This window comes from Arcicella lustrica, assembly GCF_034930985.1.
GTDB lineage: Bacteria > Bacteroidota > Bacteroidia > Cytophagales > Spirosomataceae > Arcicella > Arcicella lustrica.
Genome location: NZ_JAYGIM010000004.1, coordinates 150,052 through 169,584 on the forward strand (window position 1 = coordinate 150,052; position 19,533 = coordinate 169,584).

28 protein-coding genes are annotated in these 19,533 nt (G+C 34.1%); 2 read left to right on the forward strand and 26 right to left on the reverse strand.

Annotation, left to right across the window (positions count from 1 at the left end; translation table 11 throughout):
* Positions 1-123: 123 nt before the first annotated feature.
* Both VB798_RS06085 and VB798_RS06090 read right to left on the reverse strand, forming a co-directional pair.
* The gene (locus VB798_RS06085) at positions 124-2,214 is read right to left on the reverse strand and encodes a penicillin-binding protein (RefSeq protein WP_323257028.1); all 2,091 of its coding nucleotides are present in this window, start codon (positions 2,212-2,214) and stop codon (positions 124-126) included.
* Between the two features lie 272 nt (positions 2,215-2,486).
* Positions 2,487-3,473, reverse strand: coding sequence for a Kelch repeat-containing protein (locus tag VB798_RS06090; protein ID WP_323257030.1), 987 nt, complete (start codon positions 3,471-3,473; stop codon positions 2,487-2,489).
* Positions 3,474-3,633: 160 nt separating this feature from the next.
* Here VB798_RS06090 and VB798_RS06095 point away from each other — a divergent pair, with 160 nt between their 5' ends.
* Positions 3,634-3,975 (forward strand): hypothetical protein, encoded by a 342-nt coding sequence (locus tag VB798_RS06095; RefSeq protein ID WP_323257032.1) that lies wholly within the window; start codon positions 3,634-3,636, stop codon positions 3,973-3,975.
* 297 nt (positions 3,976-4,272) lie between these two features.
* Entirely contained in the window at positions 4,273-4,857 is a 585-nt protein-coding gene (locus VB798_RS06100; RefSeq protein ID WP_323257034.1) for a Crp/Fnr family transcriptional regulator, read from the forward strand.
* Positions 4,858-4,873: 16 nt separating this feature from the next.
* On the opposite strand, the gene VB798_RS06105 is transcribed toward VB798_RS06100, so the two are convergent.
* The 24 genes from VB798_RS06105 to rpsQ form a co-directional block, all read right to left on the reverse strand.
* The gene (locus VB798_RS06105) at positions 4,874-5,251 is read right to left on the reverse strand and encodes an FtsL-like putative cell division protein (protein ID WP_323257036.1); all 378 of its coding nucleotides are present in this window, start codon (positions 5,249-5,251) and stop codon (positions 4,874-4,876) included.
* A gap of 12 nt (positions 5,252-5,263) precedes the next feature.
* Entirely contained in the window at positions 5,264-6,193 is a 930-nt protein-coding gene (gene rsmH / locus VB798_RS06110; RefSeq protein WP_323257038.1) for a 16S rRNA (cytosine(1402)-N(4))-methyltransferase RsmH, read from the reverse strand.
* 121 nt (positions 6,194-6,314) lie between these two features.
* The gene (locus VB798_RS06115) at positions 6,315-7,274 is read right to left on the reverse strand and encodes a hypothetical protein (RefSeq protein WP_323257040.1); all 960 of its coding nucleotides are present in this window, start codon (positions 7,272-7,274) and stop codon (positions 6,315-6,317) included.
* Entirely contained in the window at positions 7,271-7,810 is a 540-nt protein-coding gene (locus VB798_RS06120) for a hypothetical protein (RefSeq protein ID WP_323257042.1), read from the reverse strand. Before VB798_RS06120 ends, VB798_RS06115 begins: the two co-directional genes overlap by 4 nt.
* 120 nt (positions 7,811-7,930) lie before the next feature.
* A complete protein-coding gene (rplQ, locus tag VB798_RS06125; protein ID WP_323257043.1) occupies positions 7,931-8,467 on the reverse strand; it encodes a 50S ribosomal protein L17 in 537 nt (178 codons plus the stop codon).
* A 176-nt stretch (positions 8,468-8,643) separates the two neighbouring features.
* On the reverse strand, positions 8,644-9,633 hold the full coding sequence (locus tag VB798_RS06130) for a DNA-directed RNA polymerase subunit alpha (RefSeq protein ID WP_309913354.1): 990 nt from the start codon (positions 9,631-9,633) through the stop codon (positions 8,644-8,646).
* 326 nt (positions 9,634-9,959) lie between these two features.
* Positions 9,960-10,565, reverse strand: coding sequence for a 30S ribosomal protein S4 (gene rpsD, locus VB798_RS06135; protein ID WP_309914672.1), 606 nt, complete (start codon positions 10,563-10,565; stop codon positions 9,960-9,962).
* 111 nt (positions 10,566-10,676) lie between these two features.
* The gene (gene rpsK, locus VB798_RS06140) at positions 10,677-11,072 is read right to left on the reverse strand and encodes a 30S ribosomal protein S11 (protein ID WP_184128614.1); all 396 of its coding nucleotides are present in this window, start codon (positions 11,070-11,072) and stop codon (positions 10,677-10,679) included.
* A gap of 115 nt (positions 11,073-11,187) precedes the next feature.
* The gene (gene rpsM, locus VB798_RS06145; protein WP_323257045.1) at positions 11,188-11,565 is read right to left on the reverse strand and encodes a 30S ribosomal protein S13; all 378 of its coding nucleotides are present in this window, start codon (positions 11,563-11,565) and stop codon (positions 11,188-11,190) included.
* 60 nt (positions 11,566-11,625) lie between these two features.
* Positions 11,626-11,742 carry a 50S ribosomal protein L36 gene (gene rpmJ / locus VB798_RS06150; RefSeq protein WP_109324399.1) on the reverse strand — a complete coding sequence of 39 codons (117 nt, stop codon included), beginning with the start codon at positions 11,740-11,742 and terminating at the stop codon, positions 11,626-11,628.
* Between the two features lie 89 nt (positions 11,743-11,831).
* Positions 11,832-12,050 carry a translation initiation factor IF-1 gene (infA, locus tag VB798_RS06155; RefSeq protein ID WP_095160735.1) on the reverse strand — a complete coding sequence of 73 codons (219 nt, stop codon included), beginning with the start codon at positions 12,048-12,050 and terminating at the stop codon, positions 11,832-11,834.
* Positions 12,051-12,068: 18 nt separating this feature from the next.
* Complete coding sequence (map, locus tag VB798_RS06160; protein WP_323257047.1) at positions 12,069-12,875, reverse strand: type I methionyl aminopeptidase; 807 nt, start codon at positions 12,873-12,875, stop codon at positions 12,069-12,071.
* Between the two features lie 36 nt (positions 12,876-12,911).
* Positions 12,912-14,234: a preprotein translocase subunit SecY gene (gene secY, locus VB798_RS06165; protein ID WP_323257049.1), complete on the reverse strand. Its 1,323-nt coding sequence runs from the start codon at positions 14,232-14,234 to the stop codon at positions 12,912-12,914.
* Positions 14,235-14,441: 207 nt separating this feature from the next.
* Positions 14,442-14,888 (reverse strand): 50S ribosomal protein L15, encoded by a 447-nt coding sequence (rplO, locus tag VB798_RS06170; protein WP_323257051.1) that lies wholly within the window; start codon positions 14,886-14,888, stop codon positions 14,442-14,444.
* Positions 14,889-14,969: 81 nt separating this feature from the next.
* The gene (gene rpmD, locus VB798_RS06175) at positions 14,970-15,149 is read right to left on the reverse strand and encodes a 50S ribosomal protein L30 (RefSeq protein ID WP_323257053.1); all 180 of its coding nucleotides are present in this window, start codon (positions 15,147-15,149) and stop codon (positions 14,970-14,972) included.
* An 87-nt stretch (positions 15,150-15,236) separates the two neighbouring features.
* Positions 15,237-15,755: a 30S ribosomal protein S5 gene (gene rpsE / locus VB798_RS06180; RefSeq protein ID WP_309913337.1), complete on the reverse strand. Its 519-nt coding sequence runs from the start codon at positions 15,753-15,755 to the stop codon at positions 15,237-15,239.
* Between the two features lie 61 nt (positions 15,756-15,816).
* Positions 15,817-16,164, reverse strand: coding sequence for a 50S ribosomal protein L18 (gene rplR, locus VB798_RS06185; RefSeq protein ID WP_184128585.1), 348 nt, complete (start codon positions 16,162-16,164; stop codon positions 15,817-15,819).
* A 118-nt stretch (positions 16,165-16,282) separates the two neighbouring features.
* On the reverse strand, positions 16,283-16,837 hold the full coding sequence (gene rplF, locus VB798_RS06190; RefSeq protein ID WP_323257056.1) for a 50S ribosomal protein L6: 555 nt from the start codon (positions 16,835-16,837) through the stop codon (positions 16,283-16,285).
* Positions 16,838-16,916: 79 nt separating this feature from the next.
* A complete protein-coding gene (rpsH, locus tag VB798_RS06195; protein ID WP_184128579.1) occupies positions 16,917-17,312 on the reverse strand; it encodes a 30S ribosomal protein S8 in 396 nt (131 codons plus the stop codon).
* 134 nt (positions 17,313-17,446) lie between these two features.
* Complete coding sequence (gene rpsN, locus VB798_RS06200; RefSeq protein WP_109741979.1) at positions 17,447-17,716, reverse strand: 30S ribosomal protein S14; 270 nt, start codon at positions 17,714-17,716, stop codon at positions 17,447-17,449.
* Positions 17,717-17,822: 106 nt separating this feature from the next.
* Positions 17,823-18,377: a 50S ribosomal protein L5 gene (gene rplE / locus VB798_RS06205; RefSeq protein ID WP_323257058.1), complete on the reverse strand. Its 555-nt coding sequence runs from the start codon at positions 18,375-18,377 to the stop codon at positions 17,823-17,825.
* 87 nt (positions 18,378-18,464) lie between these two features.
* Complete coding sequence (gene rplX, locus VB798_RS06210) at positions 18,465-18,797, reverse strand: 50S ribosomal protein L24 (RefSeq protein ID WP_323257060.1); 333 nt, start codon at positions 18,795-18,797, stop codon at positions 18,465-18,467.
* Positions 18,798-18,811: 14 nt separating this feature from the next.
* A complete protein-coding gene (gene rplN / locus VB798_RS06215; protein ID WP_309913324.1) occupies positions 18,812-19,180 on the reverse strand; it encodes a 50S ribosomal protein L14 in 369 nt (122 codons plus the stop codon).
* A gap of 69 nt (positions 19,181-19,249) precedes the next feature.
* A complete protein-coding gene (rpsQ, locus tag VB798_RS06220) occupies positions 19,250-19,513 on the reverse strand; it encodes a 30S ribosomal protein S17 (protein ID WP_184128565.1) in 264 nt (87 codons plus the stop codon).
* Positions 19,514-19,533 lie beyond the last annotated feature (20 nt).

A 19,533-nucleotide genomic window follows, 5' to 3' on the forward strand; every position in this document is an offset into this window, starting at 1 on the left:
TGTGAATTGTGAGTGATGAATTGCGAGTCAAAAATGTTGATGTACTGTTCTTTTGTAAATTGTTGCTACAATTTAACCTCCTAAATTCACAACTCATCATTCACAATTCACAACTATTTACTTCTAATTCAACACTAAACCAATGGTTCTATTCTTCGCAGCAATTACTCCCGGAGGAATGGATTGGCTCTTTACTTTCCCAAAACCCGAGTAACTTACTTTAAAACCTTTGTTTTCTAAAACATAAAGTGCATCTCTCAGAGACATTCCTCTTAAATCAGGTACTTTATTTTTAGGATTACTATGTTCTTCATAATGTACTTTACCGCTTTCAGCTTGCATTACTGCCCAACCTTCGTTACTTGGTTTTCTTTCAATACCAAATTCTTCATTGATTGCCTTAATGTCTGAAGTATGGGCAATCTGCTTCTGACTTGTAAGCTTTACTCCTCCGTTTGCACCTTTTGCCAATAATTTGTGCATTTGAATATCACAAGCATAAATCTTATCTGCAATTTCTTTAAACACTGGTGCCGAAGCATCACTTGCAAAAAGAGCTTCTCTTTTTACACCTCTCGGATTATCAATCGCTACTACACAACTGTACTTGGGTGCATCTGCAGGAAAATAACCAATGAATGAAGTATAATACATTCCTTTACGATACTTGCCATTGATTAGTTTTTGAGAAGTACCTGTTTTTCCTGCAATTTTATATAAATCATTTTTGATGTTCGATGCTGTTCCTCTTTCTACCACACCTTCAAGCATTTTTCTTACTTTTTTAAGTGTTTCTTCTGAACAAATCGGGTTTTCATCTACTTCTTGTTTTAGTTTGAAATCATCTTCTACTTTATCCGCTACTCTTGTTTCTTTTACGATAATGGGCTGAATCCATTTGCCATCATTTGCAATGGCATTATAAAAGGTTAACATTTGAAGGGGCGTCAGTAACATTCCATATCCGATAGAATTCCAAGGTAAACCTGTAATATCCCCTTTTTTCGGTGGACTAATTCTTGGAATGGCATCAGGTCTTAATTGAAAATTCAGTCTTTGATCTAAATGAAAATCATGTAATTTTTTGTAATACTTCTTTTCATTTCCTTTTCCAAAATACTTTAACATCAATTTGGCTGTACCAACATTTGAAGAATGTTCAAAAACAGATTGGGCTGTTATTGTTCCGTAACCTGTTGTTTTAGAATCTTCCAGAATCTTATCTCCTATTTTTATTTTTCCATCTCCTGTTTCTACTAGTTCATCATTAGATAGATTCCATTCTTCCATCAAAGCAACCATCGAAGCTAATTTGAATACAGAACCCGGATCGGTCAACCCTAATACTGCATGATTATAAGTTTCTGCATAATTAGAAGTATCACGCATTCTAGTAAGGTTGGTCATTGCTTTGATTTCTCCTGTGGCTACTTCCATCACAACTACGCAACCTTTATCTGCACCCGACCTTTTCAAAGCTCTCAATAAAGAACTTTCTGCAACGTCTTGAATATTCACATTAATAGTGGTGTGAATATCTAAACCGGGAATAGGAATAGCTTCTTCTCCGCCATCTATCGGACGAAAACTTCCTTGTCCTATCTTTTCAAAAATACCTTTACCCGGAACTCCCGCTAATTGACTATCAAAACTGTTTTCAATCCCTACTTTTTCTTTGTCTTTTTTATAACCAATAGTACGGAAACCCATTTTACCAAAAGGATTATAACGCACATTTACTTTTTCAAAAACTACACCGCCTTTATACTTTCCTTCTTTGAAAATAGGCCATTTCTTCATCATTTTTACATCTTGAAAGTCAATCAAAGAATTGTTTAAAAGAATGTATCGGTCTTTTTCATGACGAGCCAGATTAATCATAGAGTAATAATCTTTCCAATCTTTATCACCATAAAAGTTGGAGAGCTTTTTACAAAGTTCTTCGATTCCATCATCAAAAATCCTTTTGTTTTTATCTGATAAAGAAACGAGCGGGTCGAAACCTAAACGATATTTAGGCAAAGAAGTAGCCAGCAAACTACCATCGTCTGCATAAATATTCCCACGAACAGCTTCAATCGTTCTTTCACTAACGTATCTGAGACTAGATGCTTTACGCCATTTTTCACCTTCAATATTTTGCAATTGAACAATACGCCAAATGATACCTCCTGCAAAGCAAAGGATTAGCAAAAACACGAGGCGTAGCCTCATTACTATGTCTTTTTTGATGTTCATTGATATAAGAAATCTGATAGAGAAACGCTTCAGCACGTATTTTCACGCTACAATATCCACAAATATACTAAAAATTGGAAATTAGGCTTGAAGAAAGCATGAAGGGGATGAAATGAAAATAGTAGATTGAAATATTTCTCAATCTACTATCCTTTGATTATCATTCAGATAAAGGCTTCATCTATATAAATTAACATTGAAATAAAACCTTAAATGAACCTCTTACTTATTATTTTAATTACAACTAGCTATTCCTTAACCAACACTTCAATCGCTTCAAGTTCAGGTCCTCCACCTCTGTTTCCTGAACCTGCTATGGTATAAACTTTCCCTTTTACCACAACTGCTCCTGTTCCATGACGACCTTGATTTAAACTTGGATATTTTAACCATACTTTTTTATCAACATCATAAGCTTCTACTTCGCTATGTGCAGGAACTTGCGCAGGGCTTTCGCCACCAATAATCAACACTTTATTCCCTAATGCTACTGCTGAATAGCCCGCTCTTTGTGTTGGAATGTTTAAGTTTTCGGGCAATGTTTCCCATGTCTTCTGCTTAAAATCATAAACATCTACAGCAGCTTCTGTTAGATTTAATACTTGATTAATCTTAGCTGTTGAACGTCTGCCTCCCGCCAAGTATAATTTATCTTTAATCACGGCTACACTCAAGTGGTCACGAACATGCGGAGCGTCGGCAAGCTTACGCCAAGTATTTTTCTGTGGGTCATATTCATCTAACCATGCAACGTGACCGTCCCAATGTCCATCCTGAATACCACAAACCATATAAATTTTATTTTTATACACTACACAACCCGCAGAACCTCTTAATCTATCGCTAGGAATTTCTGGTCCTTTTCTCCATTCATTCTTTTGAAGATTAAAAATGTAAATATTAGGGATGGGCGTTTCATGCGGATATTGTCCCGTCAAAGCTCCCATTACATAAACTTCATTTTGAAAAGTAACAGCTTGTAAATGATGTATTTCTAAGGGTGCATCTGCAAGTTTAGTCCAAGTTTTTGTTTTAATGTCAAATACTTCGGTAGATTTCACTGTTCTTCCACCCAATAAAACTAATTTATCCCCAACAGCAGCTAATGTATTTTCTAATCGCTTAGTACAATTGTTTTCAGAATAAATTTTCTCCCAAGTTTGGGCATGCAAGTGATTGTCTATCAAAGCAATAAACAACAAAGAAAGCGTTAAAATGTGTCGATTAATTTTCATGATAAATTAAATTGTTTAAAAGTATTATTTGCTTCAATTTAATGAGGTTCTTTAATATTTCAAGCCTTTTCTGTCGCTTACATTGGTTAATTATCCATCTGTAATTATGGTGTTTAAAAGCTATTATTCAAAATGTAAAAATATCTAACATCAGCCTTTAATGATTTATTTAGCTTTATTTCCTGTAGGAAAAATGGTTTCGCCTATAGGAAATGATTTATCATCTATAGGAAAAATGATTTCGCTTATAAGAAATGATTTATCATCTATAGGAAAAATAGTTTCACTTATAAGAAATGATTTATCATCTATAGGAAAAATAGTTTCGCTTATAAGAAATGATTTATTATCTATAGGAAAAATAGTTTCGCTTATAAGAAATGATTTATTATCTATAGGAAAAATAGTTTCGCTTATAAGAAATGATTTATTATCTATAGGAAAAATAGTTTCGCTTATAGAAAATGCTTATATCCTACAGGAAAACTTTCATTTCCTATAGGAAAAACAATTTTTCGTATAAGAAATGCTCTGTTTCCTATACGGAAAATCTCTTCGCTTATAGGAAAAATTCCATCAGAATGAAAAAATACATATTTTCATCTTTTGAAAAACTTAACTATTGTTAAAAAATAGATTTCTCAATCTTCTTAAACTATAGCCTAAAGTATTGACAAAAATTTCTCTTTTTGTTACAACATGAAAATTAATCTCATAAAAATTGCTAGTACTATGATAATTTCAACCTATTCAATTTACAAATTGCCTTATCTTCGCTTTATTCCCAATGTAATAAACAATGAATCATCAAAAGCTTTTACTACAACAAACAGTCAATCATATTCATCCGTTATCAGAAGAAGACTTTGAGGCTTTCTATGCTTTGTTTAAACCTTATACTGCAAAAAGAAAAGAAGTGTTAACACAAGCTGGGAGTGTGGAAAAGTATTTGTATTTTGTATTGGAGGGCTTACAAAGATTGTATTATTTGGACGAGCATCATCGTGAAGCGACTTTGGTATTCTCTTATCAAGCAAATTTCGGTGGAGTGTTGGATTCAATGATGAATCAAAAACCTTCAAAATACTATTATGAAACGCTAAGTCCATCCATTTTTTTGCGGGCTTCATATTCTCAAATAGAGGAATTGTTGACCAGCAAACCATCTATAGAAGTTTTATTACGAAAAGGATTAACGGGAGCTTTTTCTGGTATATTAGAGAGATTGGTAGAACTACAATGCTTTTCGTCGGAAGAAAAGTTTCAGCAATTATTACGAAGAAGTCCACACATTTTACAAATTGTGCCACATAAATACTTAGCAAATTACATTGGTATAGACCCAAGCAATTTCAGTAAATTAATCAACAGTATTAAGATATAAACATTAGCAGTTTATCTTATTCTTCTACCACAATTTTGGTTGGTGGCACTTTGTTTTCTTCCAAACCCATTGATTCTACCTTTTTAATGATTTCAGACTGCTTTCCTGCTTTCATAAAATCAGCTTTTTGAGTAGTATAATCTGCTCTTTTCTCTTCTAAAGCAAATTTCGCTTTGTCTATTTTATGTATCAAACTTTCGGCATTCAGTGATGAAACGATGTAAATCACAATCAATGCCGAAACCCACAATACATAGCGTAATTGGCTGGCAGGAAATTCGCCACCCAATATTCTATCCATGTTAAAAATCTTATCAAAAAAAGCAAAAATACCCTTGCTAGGTCTATTACTTGGCTGACTAACTTTAGGTGCACGTGAAACATTTTTTGCCATAGTTATTTCTTTTTATTTTTCAGACAAAGCTGCAATTCTAAGTTTAGCACTTCTACTTCTTCCATTGATAGATAATTCTTCAGGAGAAGCTTCTATTGGCTTTTTATTGATTGCCATCAAAGGCTTAGTCACAGTTCCATAAATAATATCCTTATCAGGCTCTCCTTTGAAGTTTCCAGCTTTGATATAATTCTTCACCAATCTATCTTCAAGTGAATGGAAAGTCATGATACATAATCTACTTTCATCATCTTTCAATAAATCAGGAATCTGTTCCAAAAACTCTTCAATCACTTCCAATTCCTGATTTACTTCAATTCTAATGGCTTGAAAAACCTGTGCAAAATACTTGAACTCTTTGAACTTTGGAGCATATTTTTCTAAAATAGCCTTCAATTCTCCCGTTGTTTTGATGGGTGCATTCAATCTTGCACTATGAATAGCATTTGCCAAAGTTCGGGCATTCTTGATTTCGCCATACATACCCAGAATTTTATGTAATTGTGCTTCAGAATATTCATTGACAATAGTATATGCCGAAACATCTGCCTTTTGATTCATGCGCATATCTAAATCTCCTTCAAAGCGTGTCGAAAATCCACGAGTTGGTTCATCAATTTGATGCGACGAAATACCAAAATCGGCTAAAATGCCATCTACTTTCTTTACGCCATATAAACGCAAATATTTTTTAATGTTTCTGAAATTGGCTTCAATAAAAGTAAAACGTGGGTCATTGAAAGCCTGAGCATTTACTTTAGCGTCGGGGTCTTGGTCAAAACCATATAACTTACCTTTCTCTCCTAATTGTGCTAAAATAGCTCTTGAATGACCACCGCCACCAAAAGTAACATCTACATAAACGCCATCAGGACGAATATTAAGTCCATCAAGACATTCTTGAAGCATAATTGGGCGATGGTAATCAGTATTGATAGTCATTATTTCTTGAATCTTAGAATACAAATTTATGGATAAACTTAATGGAAATTGATAAAGGATTTCAATCGAGCAAGATGTTTTGTATAAACATAGCATCAAAGAAACCATCGGTTGATTTTTATTAAAGATGAAGTAAACGCTTTACATCTAATGCTAATTTCTGAGAGAAAATCTCAGCGCCACGTTTATTCAAATGTTGAGAATTGTAGAAATACTTTCTTTGATAACAAAGTGAATCGTTTGAATAATCTAAAAAGTAACAATGATAACGTTTTGAAGCATTTTTACACATTTCAATCATTGTAGCTTTGTTTTTATAGAAAGGTTGAACTTCATAATATTCTGGTGCATACAAAAGCACAACTTTAATATTTTGCTGTTCACAAAAAGCGAGATATTCTTCAAACTGTTTTTTAATTTCTTTGTTAAAAGAATACTTTACTCCTTTTGGATAACGCTTTTTGAAACGCTCAAAATCTTGGTTCCATTCATAAACATTACCTTTGTAACCTTTGTATTTTGAAGTAGTATCATACAAAGCAGTAAGATGTACAAAATTACAAATGCCTTCCCAAGCCAAAGATTGTTGATTCTTATACTTCAATAAAGGAATATTTTGTTGATAAATATCAAACTCACCTTTATGCCCACGAGTAGTTGCTAATAAAATGGGTTCGTTGATAAAAGGCAAAAATTGTTCAGGATTCACTACATCTGCTCTTTTGGCAAAACCATATACATCAACATTGTGGATAATATAATCGGGTTTTTTATTATGCGCTAAGTATAATTTAAAACGAGCCAATTGCATATCAAAATGCCAAGCAGACATACCCAAATTATAAGAATTGAGGTGAAGAGTACTGTCAATAATTTTAGGGGAAATATGAAACTCAGCTCTTGATGAACCTAAGATGAGTAAATCAGCATTGATTTTAGCGTCGAATAAATCATTCCAAGCAGCATAATACTCATTCCTAGATTTCCTTAAACCATTATCAACCACAAAAGCCAAAGCATACAAACTAATGATAATTAGGAAAGACAACAAAGCTATTTTCTTGAAAAACCTTTTTATCATTTTATTAATTTCGCTTCAATCTTAAATGCTTTTTTATCTCCAAAAACTAATTTTTGTGTACCTTCTATTAAATAATAATTCACAGCATTATCTGCTAAAGTCATTTTAACATGCTTATCAGTTTCATAAAGATAATTCTGATTAGCTATCGTTGCTTCCATTGCAGTCAACTGATTATTTTTTAGTAGAATTTTGATGTCTTTTACGGGTAAGTTTTCAGATTTCTTTAGCTGATAAACAATCGAAGAGTCAGACTGATTGATTTCGTAGCTATTCAAATAAGCAGGTTTGTTTAAATCTGTTTGTAAGAATAATTCAAACTCTTTAGACCAGTCTTCAATCTTTACATTCTTTGTTTCAGGAACATTCTCACTCCAAACTGTTTTAGAAAAAGTAGGTTTCCTTTTATCAAGCACACTGATTTGATTAGTAATGGCAATTTTCAAATCATAGTATTTATGAATCTTAGTTGTAGATTCCTCTTTACAAGAAACAAACAACATAAGCATAACAAGTATTGTAATGGATGATTTCATATTACAAAATTACGGATGTCTATTGATATAAGTAGTGTAAATTTACAATCGACCAAAAATAACAAAAGGACTTCGACCAAAGTCAAAGTCCTTTTGAAAAATAGAAAAATCTAAATTAGATTATTCTTCAGCTTTTTCTTCCGAAGTTTCAGCAGCAGGAGTTTCATCTTCTACTACTTCAGCCGAAGGAACCTCAGCTACTGGTGCAGCCTCGATAGTATCTTCAGTTTTCTTAGCTCCAGAACGACGACCACGACGAGTTTTCACTGCTTTCTCAGCTGTAGCTGCTAATAAAGTTTCGTTGAAGTCAACTAATTCCATTAAGCACATTTCAGCATTATCACCAAGACGATTCGCCAATTTGATAATTCTAGTGTAACCACCTGGACGGTTAGCAACTTTTTCAGAAACAATACCAAAAAGTTCTTTAACAGACTCTTTGTTTTGTAAATAAGAGAATACTACACGACGGTTGTTAGTGCTATCGTCTTTTGATTTAGTAATCAAAGGCTCGATGTATTTTCTTAATTCTTTAGCTTTAGCAGCTGTAGTTTCGATTCTTTTGTGAAGAATCAAAGAAGATGCCATGTTCGATAACATAGCGGCTCTGTGAGGAGCAGTTCTACCTAAATGGTTGAATTTTTTACCGTGTCTCATTGTGTTGTTCGTAAGTTTAAAATGAATCACTTAATTCCCAGCGGAAAGAAGCTATCATTGCGGTTAAGTTAATTCACATCAACTCACCTATTACTACTATTAAAAATTAAAATTTTAGTGCTTACTACATTGTAGCAAACACTAAAATTTTCTAATTACTAAGTAAGTATTGGATATTAATCCTCGTCTAAACGATAACGAGCAACATCCATACCGAAGTGAAGTCCTTTTTCTTCGATTAGTTGTTCTAATTCAGTCAATGATTTCTTACCGAAGTTACGGAATTTCATCATGTCAGAAATTTCTAATCTAGCTAAGTCTCCTAAAGTTCTAACATCAGCTGATTTTAGACAGTTGTAAGCACGAACTGACAAGTCTAAATCTGCTAAAGCAGTCTTCAATAATTTTCTCATGTGAAGCATTTCTTCATCTACCACGTTATCTTCTTCTGCCTTCATAGACTCGAAAGTCATAGTTTGGTCAGAGAACAACATAAAGTGTTGAATCAAGATATAAGCTGCACCTTTCAATGCGTCTTCAGGGTGAATTGATCCGTCAGTTTCAATATCCAAAACTAATTTCTCATAATCCGTCTTTTGTTCAACACGAGTATTCTCGATGCTGAATTTCACATTTTTGATTGGCGTAAAGATTGCATCAATCGGAATGTGACCAAAAGGAGGTTCTGAGTTTCTAGTTTCGTCTGAAGGAACATATCCACGACCTTTTTCAACGATAATCTCCATCTCAAATTCTTTTGACTCATCTAAATTACAGATAACTAAATCTGGATTTAAGATGTCAAAATAATTTGTAAACTTAGCAATATCGCCTGCTTTTAGAGTGCTTTGACCTTTCACTCTAACATTGATTTTATTCTCAAGGATTTCCTGACTTTTTTTGAATCGAACTTTCTTCAAATTCAAAATAATTTCAGTCATATCCTCAATTACTCCTTCAATGGCTGAAAATTCGTGCAAAACTCCGCCAACCTTTACGCTTGTGATAGCGTAGCCTTCTAATGAAGACAACAAGATTCTACGAAGTGCATTACCGATTGTAACGCCATAGCCTTTTTCGAGTGGCTTAAACTCAAATAACCCGTGAAAGTCGTCAGCTTTTTCCATGACAACTTTATCGGGCATTTGGAATGCTAATATTGACATATTTCGTAGCGTAATTTACCTTGGAATGTGTAAGAATAGAGTAATCAATTCGCAATTTACGAATTAACTCTGTAATTTTAGCATTTAGGGTTACTATTTTTTCGATAAAACCTTGACATTTCAGAAGAAATCATCTATATTACAAGTTTACAGAAAATTTAAGCCCCCTTAGAATAAACAATATTAATTATTGTACATCTAATATTGAATAAACACAAAATCAAACAAACTTAGATTTTACAAACAAATATGTAAAATCTAAGTCACAAAGTTTTCAATTAAATTGTCAGAATATTTTTGACCATTTACTCTGTCAAAATATATGATTACTTAGAATAAAGTTCAACGATTGCTTGCTCATTGAAGTTCTCTGGAATATCAGAACGTTCTGGATAAGAAACGAATTTACCAGTCATTGTAGGAGTATCCCATTCTAACCAGTTGAAACGTTTTCCAGCTTTTCCAGCAAGTGAGTTAGAAACTACCTCTAATGATTTAGATTTCTCACGTACACTTACTAATTGTCCTGGCTTAAGAGAATACGATGGAATGTTTACAATTTCACCGTCAATAAGAATATGCTTATGAATAACCAACTGACGAGCTGCACGACGAGTAGGAGCAATTCCTAAACGATAAACAGTGTTATCAAGACGAGCTTCACAAAGTTTCAAAAGGTTTTCACCTTTGATACCTTCTCTTACAGCCGCTTTGTGGTATAAGTTTTCAAATTGCTTTTCAAGGATACCGTAAGTATATTTCACTTTTTGCTTTTCTTTTAATTGCAAAGCATATTCTGAAACTTTACCACGTTTACCTTTACCGTGCTGACCTGGACCATAGTTTTTGCGAGCTAACGCTTTACTTGGACCTAAGATTGGCTCACCAAAACGACGAGCAATTTTTGATTTTGGACCTGTATATCTTGCCATTTCTAAAATTAATAAGTCATCAAACCTCTTTTGTTCGATGAAGTAATTAGGATAAATAAAAGAAAACGTTAATAATTACTAATTAACGTTTCCAGTAAATTTTTAAGAAGATTAAACTCTACGACGTTTTGGAGGACGACATCCGTTGTGAGGAAGTGGAGTAATATCCTTGATAGAGATTACTTCGATACCAGCGTTAGAAATAGTTCTAATTGCTGATTCACGACCTGAACCTGGTCCTTTTACAAAAACATCAGCTTTTTTCATTCCAGCTTCTACAGCTACGGCAGCGCAGTTTGTTGCGGCTGTTTGTGCAGCATAAGGAGTGTTTTTCTTAGAACCTTTGAAGCCCATTTTACCAGCAGAAGCCCAAGAGATTACTTGTCCTTGACTGTTAGTAATAGAAATAATGATGTTATTAAAAGAAGCTTTGATGTGTACTTGACCATGCTGTTCAACTACAACAACTCTCTTCTTTGCTTTGTCTTTTCTTTTAGCCTGTGCCATTGTTAGATTTGTTTTTCAATTCCAGTTTTGAGTTCGTACATTCTCCGAAGAGCAACCTTCTCATCTTAGAACTCGACGAATTAAGAATATTATATCCTTAAACTCAGCCTAATTTTTACTTAGTAGCTTTTTTCTTGTTCGCAATAGTCTTACGCTTACCTTTACGAGTACGAGAGTTGTTTTTAGTTCTCTGACCACGTAATGGAAGACCTTTACGGTGACGAAGACCACGGTAACAACCGATGTCCATCAAACGCTTGATGTTCAACTGGATTTCAGAACGAAGTTGACCTTCAGTCTTGAATTCTCCAGCGATAATCGCACGAATTGCACTTGCCTCATCATCGTTCCATTCGCCAGCTTTTTTGTCGAAAGAAATATTAGCTTGTGTTAAAATTTTCTGAGCAGTGCTACGACCTATTCCGAAGATGTAAGTCAGAGCAATTTCGCCTCTTTTTTTGTCGGGAATATCAACCCCTGCAATACGAGCCATACTTTTTTAGCTTTTTAGATTTTAAATGAAGGAAGTTTCTCAACTACCTCATGTTAATAATCATCCTTGTCTTTGTTTGAACTTTGGATTTTTTTTGTTAATAACATAAAGTTTTCCGTGACGACGGATTACTTTACATTCAGCACTACGCTTCTTGATAGACGCTTTAACTTTCATTGTAGTATTTAATTAATGTTTCTATTAATTACAGTTTTGCAAAAGCATCGCTAAAGTTTGAATAAACTATCAATTGCCAACTGCCTATTTTACTTGTAACGATACACAATTCTTGCTTTACTTAAGTCATAAGGAGACATTTCTAACTTCACCTTATCACCAGGTAAGATTTTGATGTAATTCATTCGCATCTTACCAGAAATATGGGCAATCACTTGATGGGTATTTTCTAACTCTACTCTAAACATAGCATTTGAAAGAGCCTCAATGATAATTCCATCTACTTCTATTGATGATTGTTTTGCCATAAATTCAATTTGAAAATTTCAAATATTAACGATGTACTCTGACTTAGCGATTACTTCTTCTATAAATTTAAAAGTAGTTAATATATCTGCTTTGTCTTTTTTAATTGCTACTGTGTGTTCAAAATGGGCAGAAGGCTTTCTATCTTGAGTTCTGATAGTCCAGCCATCATTTTCTTGATGAATAGCTTTCTTTCCTTGATTTACCATTGGTTCAATGGCAATAACCATGTTCTCCTTTAGCTTTGCACCATCGCCTCTTCTACCGTAATTTGCTACTTCTGGCTTTTCATGAAGAGATTTACCTACTCCATGTCCAACTAATTCTCTCACAATCGTAAAACCTAATTTTTCACTGTAAGTTTGAATAGCAAAACCAATATCACCAATTCTTTTTCCTAGTACCGCTTGTTCAATGCCTTCATACAATGATTCTTTTGTAGTTTTCAATAAACGAAGCGTTTCTTCATTTACATTCCCGATAGCGTAAGTATAAGCACTATCAGCGTGAAAACCATTTTTGAATACACCACAATCAATTGAAACAATATCTCCGTCTTTTAATTGATAATTATTAGGAATTCCATGAACAACTACATCATTTACAGAAATACATAAAGATGCTGGGAACTTGTTTCCGCTTACATTATAATTAAGAAACGAAGGAATACTATTGTTATCTTTAATAAACTCGTAAGCTACTTTATCTAACTCTTTAGTCGTCACACCTGGTTTTATCATTTTGGCAACCTCTGCATGAGTTTGACCAAGTATAATACCGTTTGCTCTAATTACTTCTAAATCGCTATTTGTTTTTAAATAAATCATTCTTATTGCGCTTAGGAATTTAAAATCCTAAAATTATTACTGAGCAACCGCCTCTGTTCTACCTTTTACTCTACCTGATTGCATCAATCCTTCATATTTACGCATCAATAAGTAACTTTCTATTTGTTGTAAAGTATCTAGCACTACACCAACTAAGATAAGTAAAGAAGTACCTCCAAAGAAAGATGCAAAACCACGAGTAATTCCGAATAAACTTGCTAAAGCTGGAAGGATAGCGATTAATGCCAACATAAAAGCTCCTGGCAATGTAATTCTATCTAAAATATCAGCGATAAAAGTAGATGTTGCTTCACCTGGTTTAACACCTGGAACAAAACCACCACCTCTTTTCATATCATCAGAAATTTGTGTTGGATTAATTGAAATTGCCGTATAGAAAAATGTAAATACGATAATCAAGAAAGCAAATAACAAATTGTATTCTAATGAAGTGAAGTCACTAAATTTTTGAGCAATTGATTGAGCAAATTCACTTTTTTCTGCAAAAGAACCTGCTAATAATCCCGGAACAAACATTAAAGCTTGTGCAAAGATGATTGGCATTACACCAGCAGAATTAAGTTTTAAAGGAATATACTGACGTTCACCTCCTACTGATGAAGTTCTGTTACCAACTACTTGTTTAGCATATTGAACAGGGATTCTTCTAACTGCTTGAGTAACCATTACAGCACCCATTACAACGAAGAAAAGCGCTACAATTTCTATTACAAATAATAAAGCACCTGACATACCACGAGATTGAGCTTCACCGATGATTGAGCCTGGGAAACGAGATACAATACCAATCATAATTAGCATTGAAATACCGTTACCAACACCTTTATCAGTAATTTTCTCTCCTAACCACATACAGAACATTGTTCCAGCAATCAAGATAATCACAGCAAATAAACGGAAAGACCACGCACTTACGATAATGGCATCAGCAGGGATTGTTGTTTGTAAATAAGCAGTTGCTTGAGCAGCAGTAACAAAAATAGTTAAAACTCTGGTAATTTGATTTAACTTTTTTCTTCCTGATTCTCCATCCTTTTGCATCTTCTGAAAATATGGCAATGCAATTGTTAACAATTGAATAGCGATAGAAGCAGAGATGTAAGGCATGATACCTAACGCAAATATAGAAGCATTGTTAAATGCTCCACCCGAAAACATATTCAATAATCCTAATAAACCGCCTTCTCCTTTTTGTTCTAATTTTGCAGCATCAATACCTGGTAAAACAATATAAGAACCTAAGCGAAAAAAGGTGATAAACAACAGAGTGTTAAGGATTCTACCTCTTAGCTCCTCTATTGAGAAAATGTTTTTGATAGTGTTAATAAACTTGTTCATGCTATCTGTTTAAATAATCGTCAAATAATGAATGAAAACTGAAATTGTTCAACTTTTTCTTTAATCACAAATCTGTTGCCAGTTTTTACACGATTACTCAAATATTTCTGTTGCCTATCTAATTAATTTGAAAATCGGGATTTTGAAAAATGAATACCTACAAAAATATAAAAAAGATTTTCAGTATCAAATTTTCATAATTTCAAACTACCCCACAATTGCTTTACCTCCTGCTGCTTCGATAGCAGTTTTGGCAGATTCAGAGAAACCTTTTACTGTTACTTCTAATGCAGAAGTTACTGCACCACGTGACAAGATTTTCACTAAATCATTTTTAGAAACTAATCCATTATTGTAAAGTACATCATGATTGATTACTGTTACACCAATAGCATCAGCTAAAGCTTGTAAAGTATCAAGGTTAATAGCCTTGTATTCTACACGATTAATATTTTTAAATCCGAACTTAGGAACTCTACGTTGTAAAGGCATTTGACCACCTTCAAAACCAGCTTTACGAGAATAACCTGAACGAGACTTTGCACCTTTGTGACCACGAGCAGAAGTTCCACCTAAACCAGAACCAGCACCACGACCAACTCTTTTTCTAACTTTTGTTGAGCCTTCAGCAGGCTTTAATGAAGAAAGATTCATTGTATTTTTTGTTAAATGTTTGCTAAACGCTACTCCCCTGTGGAGTAACTCGCTTATATTAATGAGCTTAACTCAGTAATATTAGATAGTTTCAACTACAATCATGTGTTGAACAGCACGAATCATACCTTGGATTGCAGGATTCACCTCTACTTCAACGCTTTTGTTCATCTTACCCAAGCCTAGTGCTTGCATAGTACGTTTTTGAACTTGTGGACGTCTGATTGTACTCTTTACTTGTGTAATTTTTACCTTTGACATGGCTTATTTGAATTGTGAATTCTGAATTATGAATTGTGAATTATTATTGACTTCATATCTCATAATTCAGATTTCATATCTCTTATCTTATCCGTTGAATACTTTTGCTAAGGAAACGCTTCTTTGGAAAGCAACTGTATGTGGGTTTCTCATTTTCACAAGAGCATCAACTGTTGCTTTAACCACGTTATGTGGGTTTGAAGAACCTTTAGATTTAGCTAATACGTCATGCACACCAGCAGATTCTAATACAGCACGCATTGCACCACCAGCGATTACTCCAGTACCCGGAGCTGCAGGCTTCAACAATACGAAACCACCTGAGAATTTACCAATTTGTTCGTGTGGAACAGAATTTTTCAATAAAGCTACTTGGAATACGTTTTTCTTCGCATCCTCAATACCTTTAGCGATAGCATCAGTTACTTCATTAGCTTTTCCTAATCCGAAACCTACGATACCTTTTCCGTCACCAACTACAACGATTGCAGAGAAGCTGAAACGACGTCCACCTTTTACTACTTTCGCTACACGATTGATAGCAACAACTTTTTCTTTTAATTCGCCTTCGTTAACCTTTATTGGCTTTGATATTAATTGCGACATTTTTTCTGAATTTGAAAATTTGTGAATTTGAAAATATATAAAATACTGTCAAATTAACTAATTAGAATTTAAGACCACCTTCTCTTGCACCATCAGCAATTGCTTTTACACGACCATGATACAAGTATCCGTTACGATCGAAAACAACCGCTAAAATACCAGCCGCTAATGCCTTCTCTGCGATTTTTACTCCTACTTGTTTAGCATTATCGACGTTACCATTAGCTAAGCCTAGTTCCTTTGTAGAAACTGCTGCTAATGTATGTCCTTGAACGTCATCAATAATTTGTGCATACACACCTGTGTTTGAACGAAACACAGATAATCTTGGCTTGGTAGCTGTACCAGAAACCTTTGCTCTTATTGATCGTTTTATGCGTAATCTTCTTGAATCTTTTTGCGTAGCCATTGTAATATTTGTATGTTTTGTGGATTACCGACCCACGATTTCAATTTGAAAACTTAATAATTTGAATATTTGAAAATCAAACAAAACTCTCAAATATTCAAATATCTTCAAATTATGATTATTTTTTACCACCAGTTTTACCAGCTTTTCTACGAATTTGCTCACCAACAAAACGAATACCTTTACCTTTGTAAGGCTCGATTTTACGTAATGAACGAATTTTCGCTGAAACTTGGCCAATTAATTCTTTATCAATTCCTTCTAAAGTTACTTTAGGGTTTTGACCTTTCTCCATTGCAGTTGTCACTTTCAATTCGTTAGGAATTTGAACAAATACAGCGTGAGAATATCCTAAACTTAACTCAAGAATGTTTCCTTGATTAGATGCTTTGTAACCAACCCCAACAATTTCCATCTGAGATTTATATCCTTCACTTACACCAATAACCATGTTATTGATTAAAGAACGATACAAACCATGAAGAGCTTTGTGACGTTTTTGTTCAGTAGGACGTTTAACTGCAAGTTCAACACCTTCTACTTCAACGATAATATCTGGATCAATTGTACGCTCCAAAGTTCCTTTAGGACCTTTAACCGATACATGATTTTTATCAATCGTTACAACAACTCCCGCTGGCAACGTAATGATTTTATTACCAATTCTTGACATAATTGTTAATTGTTTTGCTTAAATGGAAGTCAATAAAATCAAAAGATTAAATTGAAGCTTCTTTCAGCGTTAAGAAATATTAATAAACGTGGCAAAGTACTTCACCACCTACGTTTAACACACGAGCTTCTTTGTCGGTGATAACCCCTTTTGATGTCGAAAGAATTGCAATACCTAAACCATTCAATACACGTGGCAACTCAGTTGCACCTTTGTATTTACGTAAACCTGGCTTAGAAATTCTTTCTAATTTAACGATTGCCGACTGCTTAGTAACCGGGTTATACTTCAAAGCAACTTTGATGGTACCCTGAACAGTTGTATCGTCAAATTTATAGTTTTGAATATATCCTTTATCAAAAAGCACCTTAGTGATTTCCTTTTTGATGTTAGAAGCAGGGATTTCAACGATTCTATGGCGTGCCTTGATGGCATTTCTCAATCGTGTTAAGTAATCTGCTATTGGATCTGTCATTGTTTTCGATATTTGAAACGAACCCTTCCTGAAAAGGCTCGCAAAATTACGGAATAAAAATTAAGAAGACAAGTTAATTGATAATTAAAATAAATCTAATTACTTAATTATCAATTATCTGAAGTCGTTTGATATTACCAGCTTGATTTAGTTACCCCTGGAATCAACCCATCAGAAGCCATTTGGCGGAAAGTAACACGGTTGATACCGAACTTACGCATATAACCTCTTGGGCGTCCTGTAAGCTTACAACGGTTGTGTAAACGAACTGGTGAAGCATTTTTAGGTAACTTATCAAGTCCTAAATAATCTCCAGCTGCTTTTAAGGCTGCACGCTTTGCGGCATACTTAGCAACTGTTGCTTCTTTTTTTCTTTCTCTTGCTTTTACTGATTCTTTTGCCATTTGTGTTGAGAATCTTTATTTGTTATCGGTTATCTGTATCCGTTATCGGTAAATGTTATTTAGAAAATAATATCAATAATAACAGTTCACAGATAACTTGAATCAATTACTTCTTCTGATTTGAGAAAGGCATTCCCATTGCTGATAACAATGCGTTCGCTTCTTCGTCAGTTTTTGCGGTAGTTACAAAAGTGATATCCATACCAGAAATTTTATTTACTTTATCAATAGAAATTTCAGGGAAGATAATTTGTTCTTTAACACCTAATGTATAGTTACCACGACCATCGAATCCTTTGTCCGATACTCCTTTGAAGTCACGTACACGTGGAAGTGATACAGTCATCAAACGGTCAAGAAATTCGTACATTTTTTGTCCTCTCAACGTTACTTTAACACCAATTGGCATGTTTTCACGTAATTTGAAGTTCGAAATTGCTTTCTTAGAAATTGTTGCAACAGCTTTCTGTCCAGCGATAAGAGTGATTTCTTCAACACCCGTATCAATCAATTTCTTGTCAGCCACAGCAGCACCAATACCTTTGTTGATTACAACTTTAGTAACTTTTGGAACTTGCATTACTGATTTGTATTGAAATTTTTCCTTTAAAGCAGGAACGATTTCATTTACATACTTATCTTTCAGTCTTGTAGTTGTCATTTTATGAAAATTTATGTGGATTTCCGACCCACTTTTTCAATTTGAATAGTTATTGATTATGTACCAAAACTATTATTTGAGATTTAATTAAATGAATTTTCCAGTTGCTTTCGAAAATCTCTGCAACTTTCCTTCTTCGTTCAATTTACGACCAGTACGAACTGGCTTACCATTTTCAGCGATTGCCAAATTTGAAATGTGAATAGAACCTTCACGTTTCTCAATACCACCTTGCGGAGTATTAGCATTTGGTTTTACGTGTTTTGTTTGAAGATTCACACCTTCAACGATTGCACGGTTCTTATCAACCAATACTTTTTTGATTACGCCTGTCTTACCTTTTGAGTTTCCAGCGATAACGATAACTGTATCACCAGATTTGATGTGCAGTTTTGGCTGCTTATTAAACTTTCTTTCCATGATACGAATTATGATTAAAGCACCTCTGGGGCTAATGAAACGATTTTCATGAAACCTGCATCACGTAATTCACGTGCTACTGGCCCGAAAATACGAGTACCACGTGGCTCGTCGTTGGCATTCAACAAAACGGCTGCGTTATCCTCGAAACGAATATATGAACCGTCTTTACGACGAATCTCTTTTTTAGTTCTTACTACTACGGCTTTAGAAACCGTACCTTTCTTCATATTTGATGATGAAAGTGCTGATTTAACAGTCACTACAATTTTATCACCAATTGAAGCGTATCTTTTTCCTGTACCGCCCAACACACGGATAACTAGAACTTCTTTAGCTCCTGAGTTATCTGCTACGCCGAGTCTTGATTCTTGCTGTACCATTTTATGATTGGAATACTGATTTTAACGAAAAATTTAACTTCTTAATAATATTGATTGTTGGGAAGGAAATTATTTCGCTTTCTCGATAACTTCAACTAATCTCCAACGTTTATTTTTTGAAAGTGGACGAGTTTCCATCACTTTCACTGTATCACCAATACCACATTCATTGTTCTCATCATGAGCCATCAACTTTGAAGTTTTTTTCATAAACTTACCATAAAGTGGATGTTTTACTTTTCTTTCTACGGCTACAGTGATTGATTTATCCATCTTGTCGCTCACTACACGCCCTACTCTGATTTTTCTCAGATTTCTTTTTAATTCTTCCATCGTTGGATTTTTTAATTGTT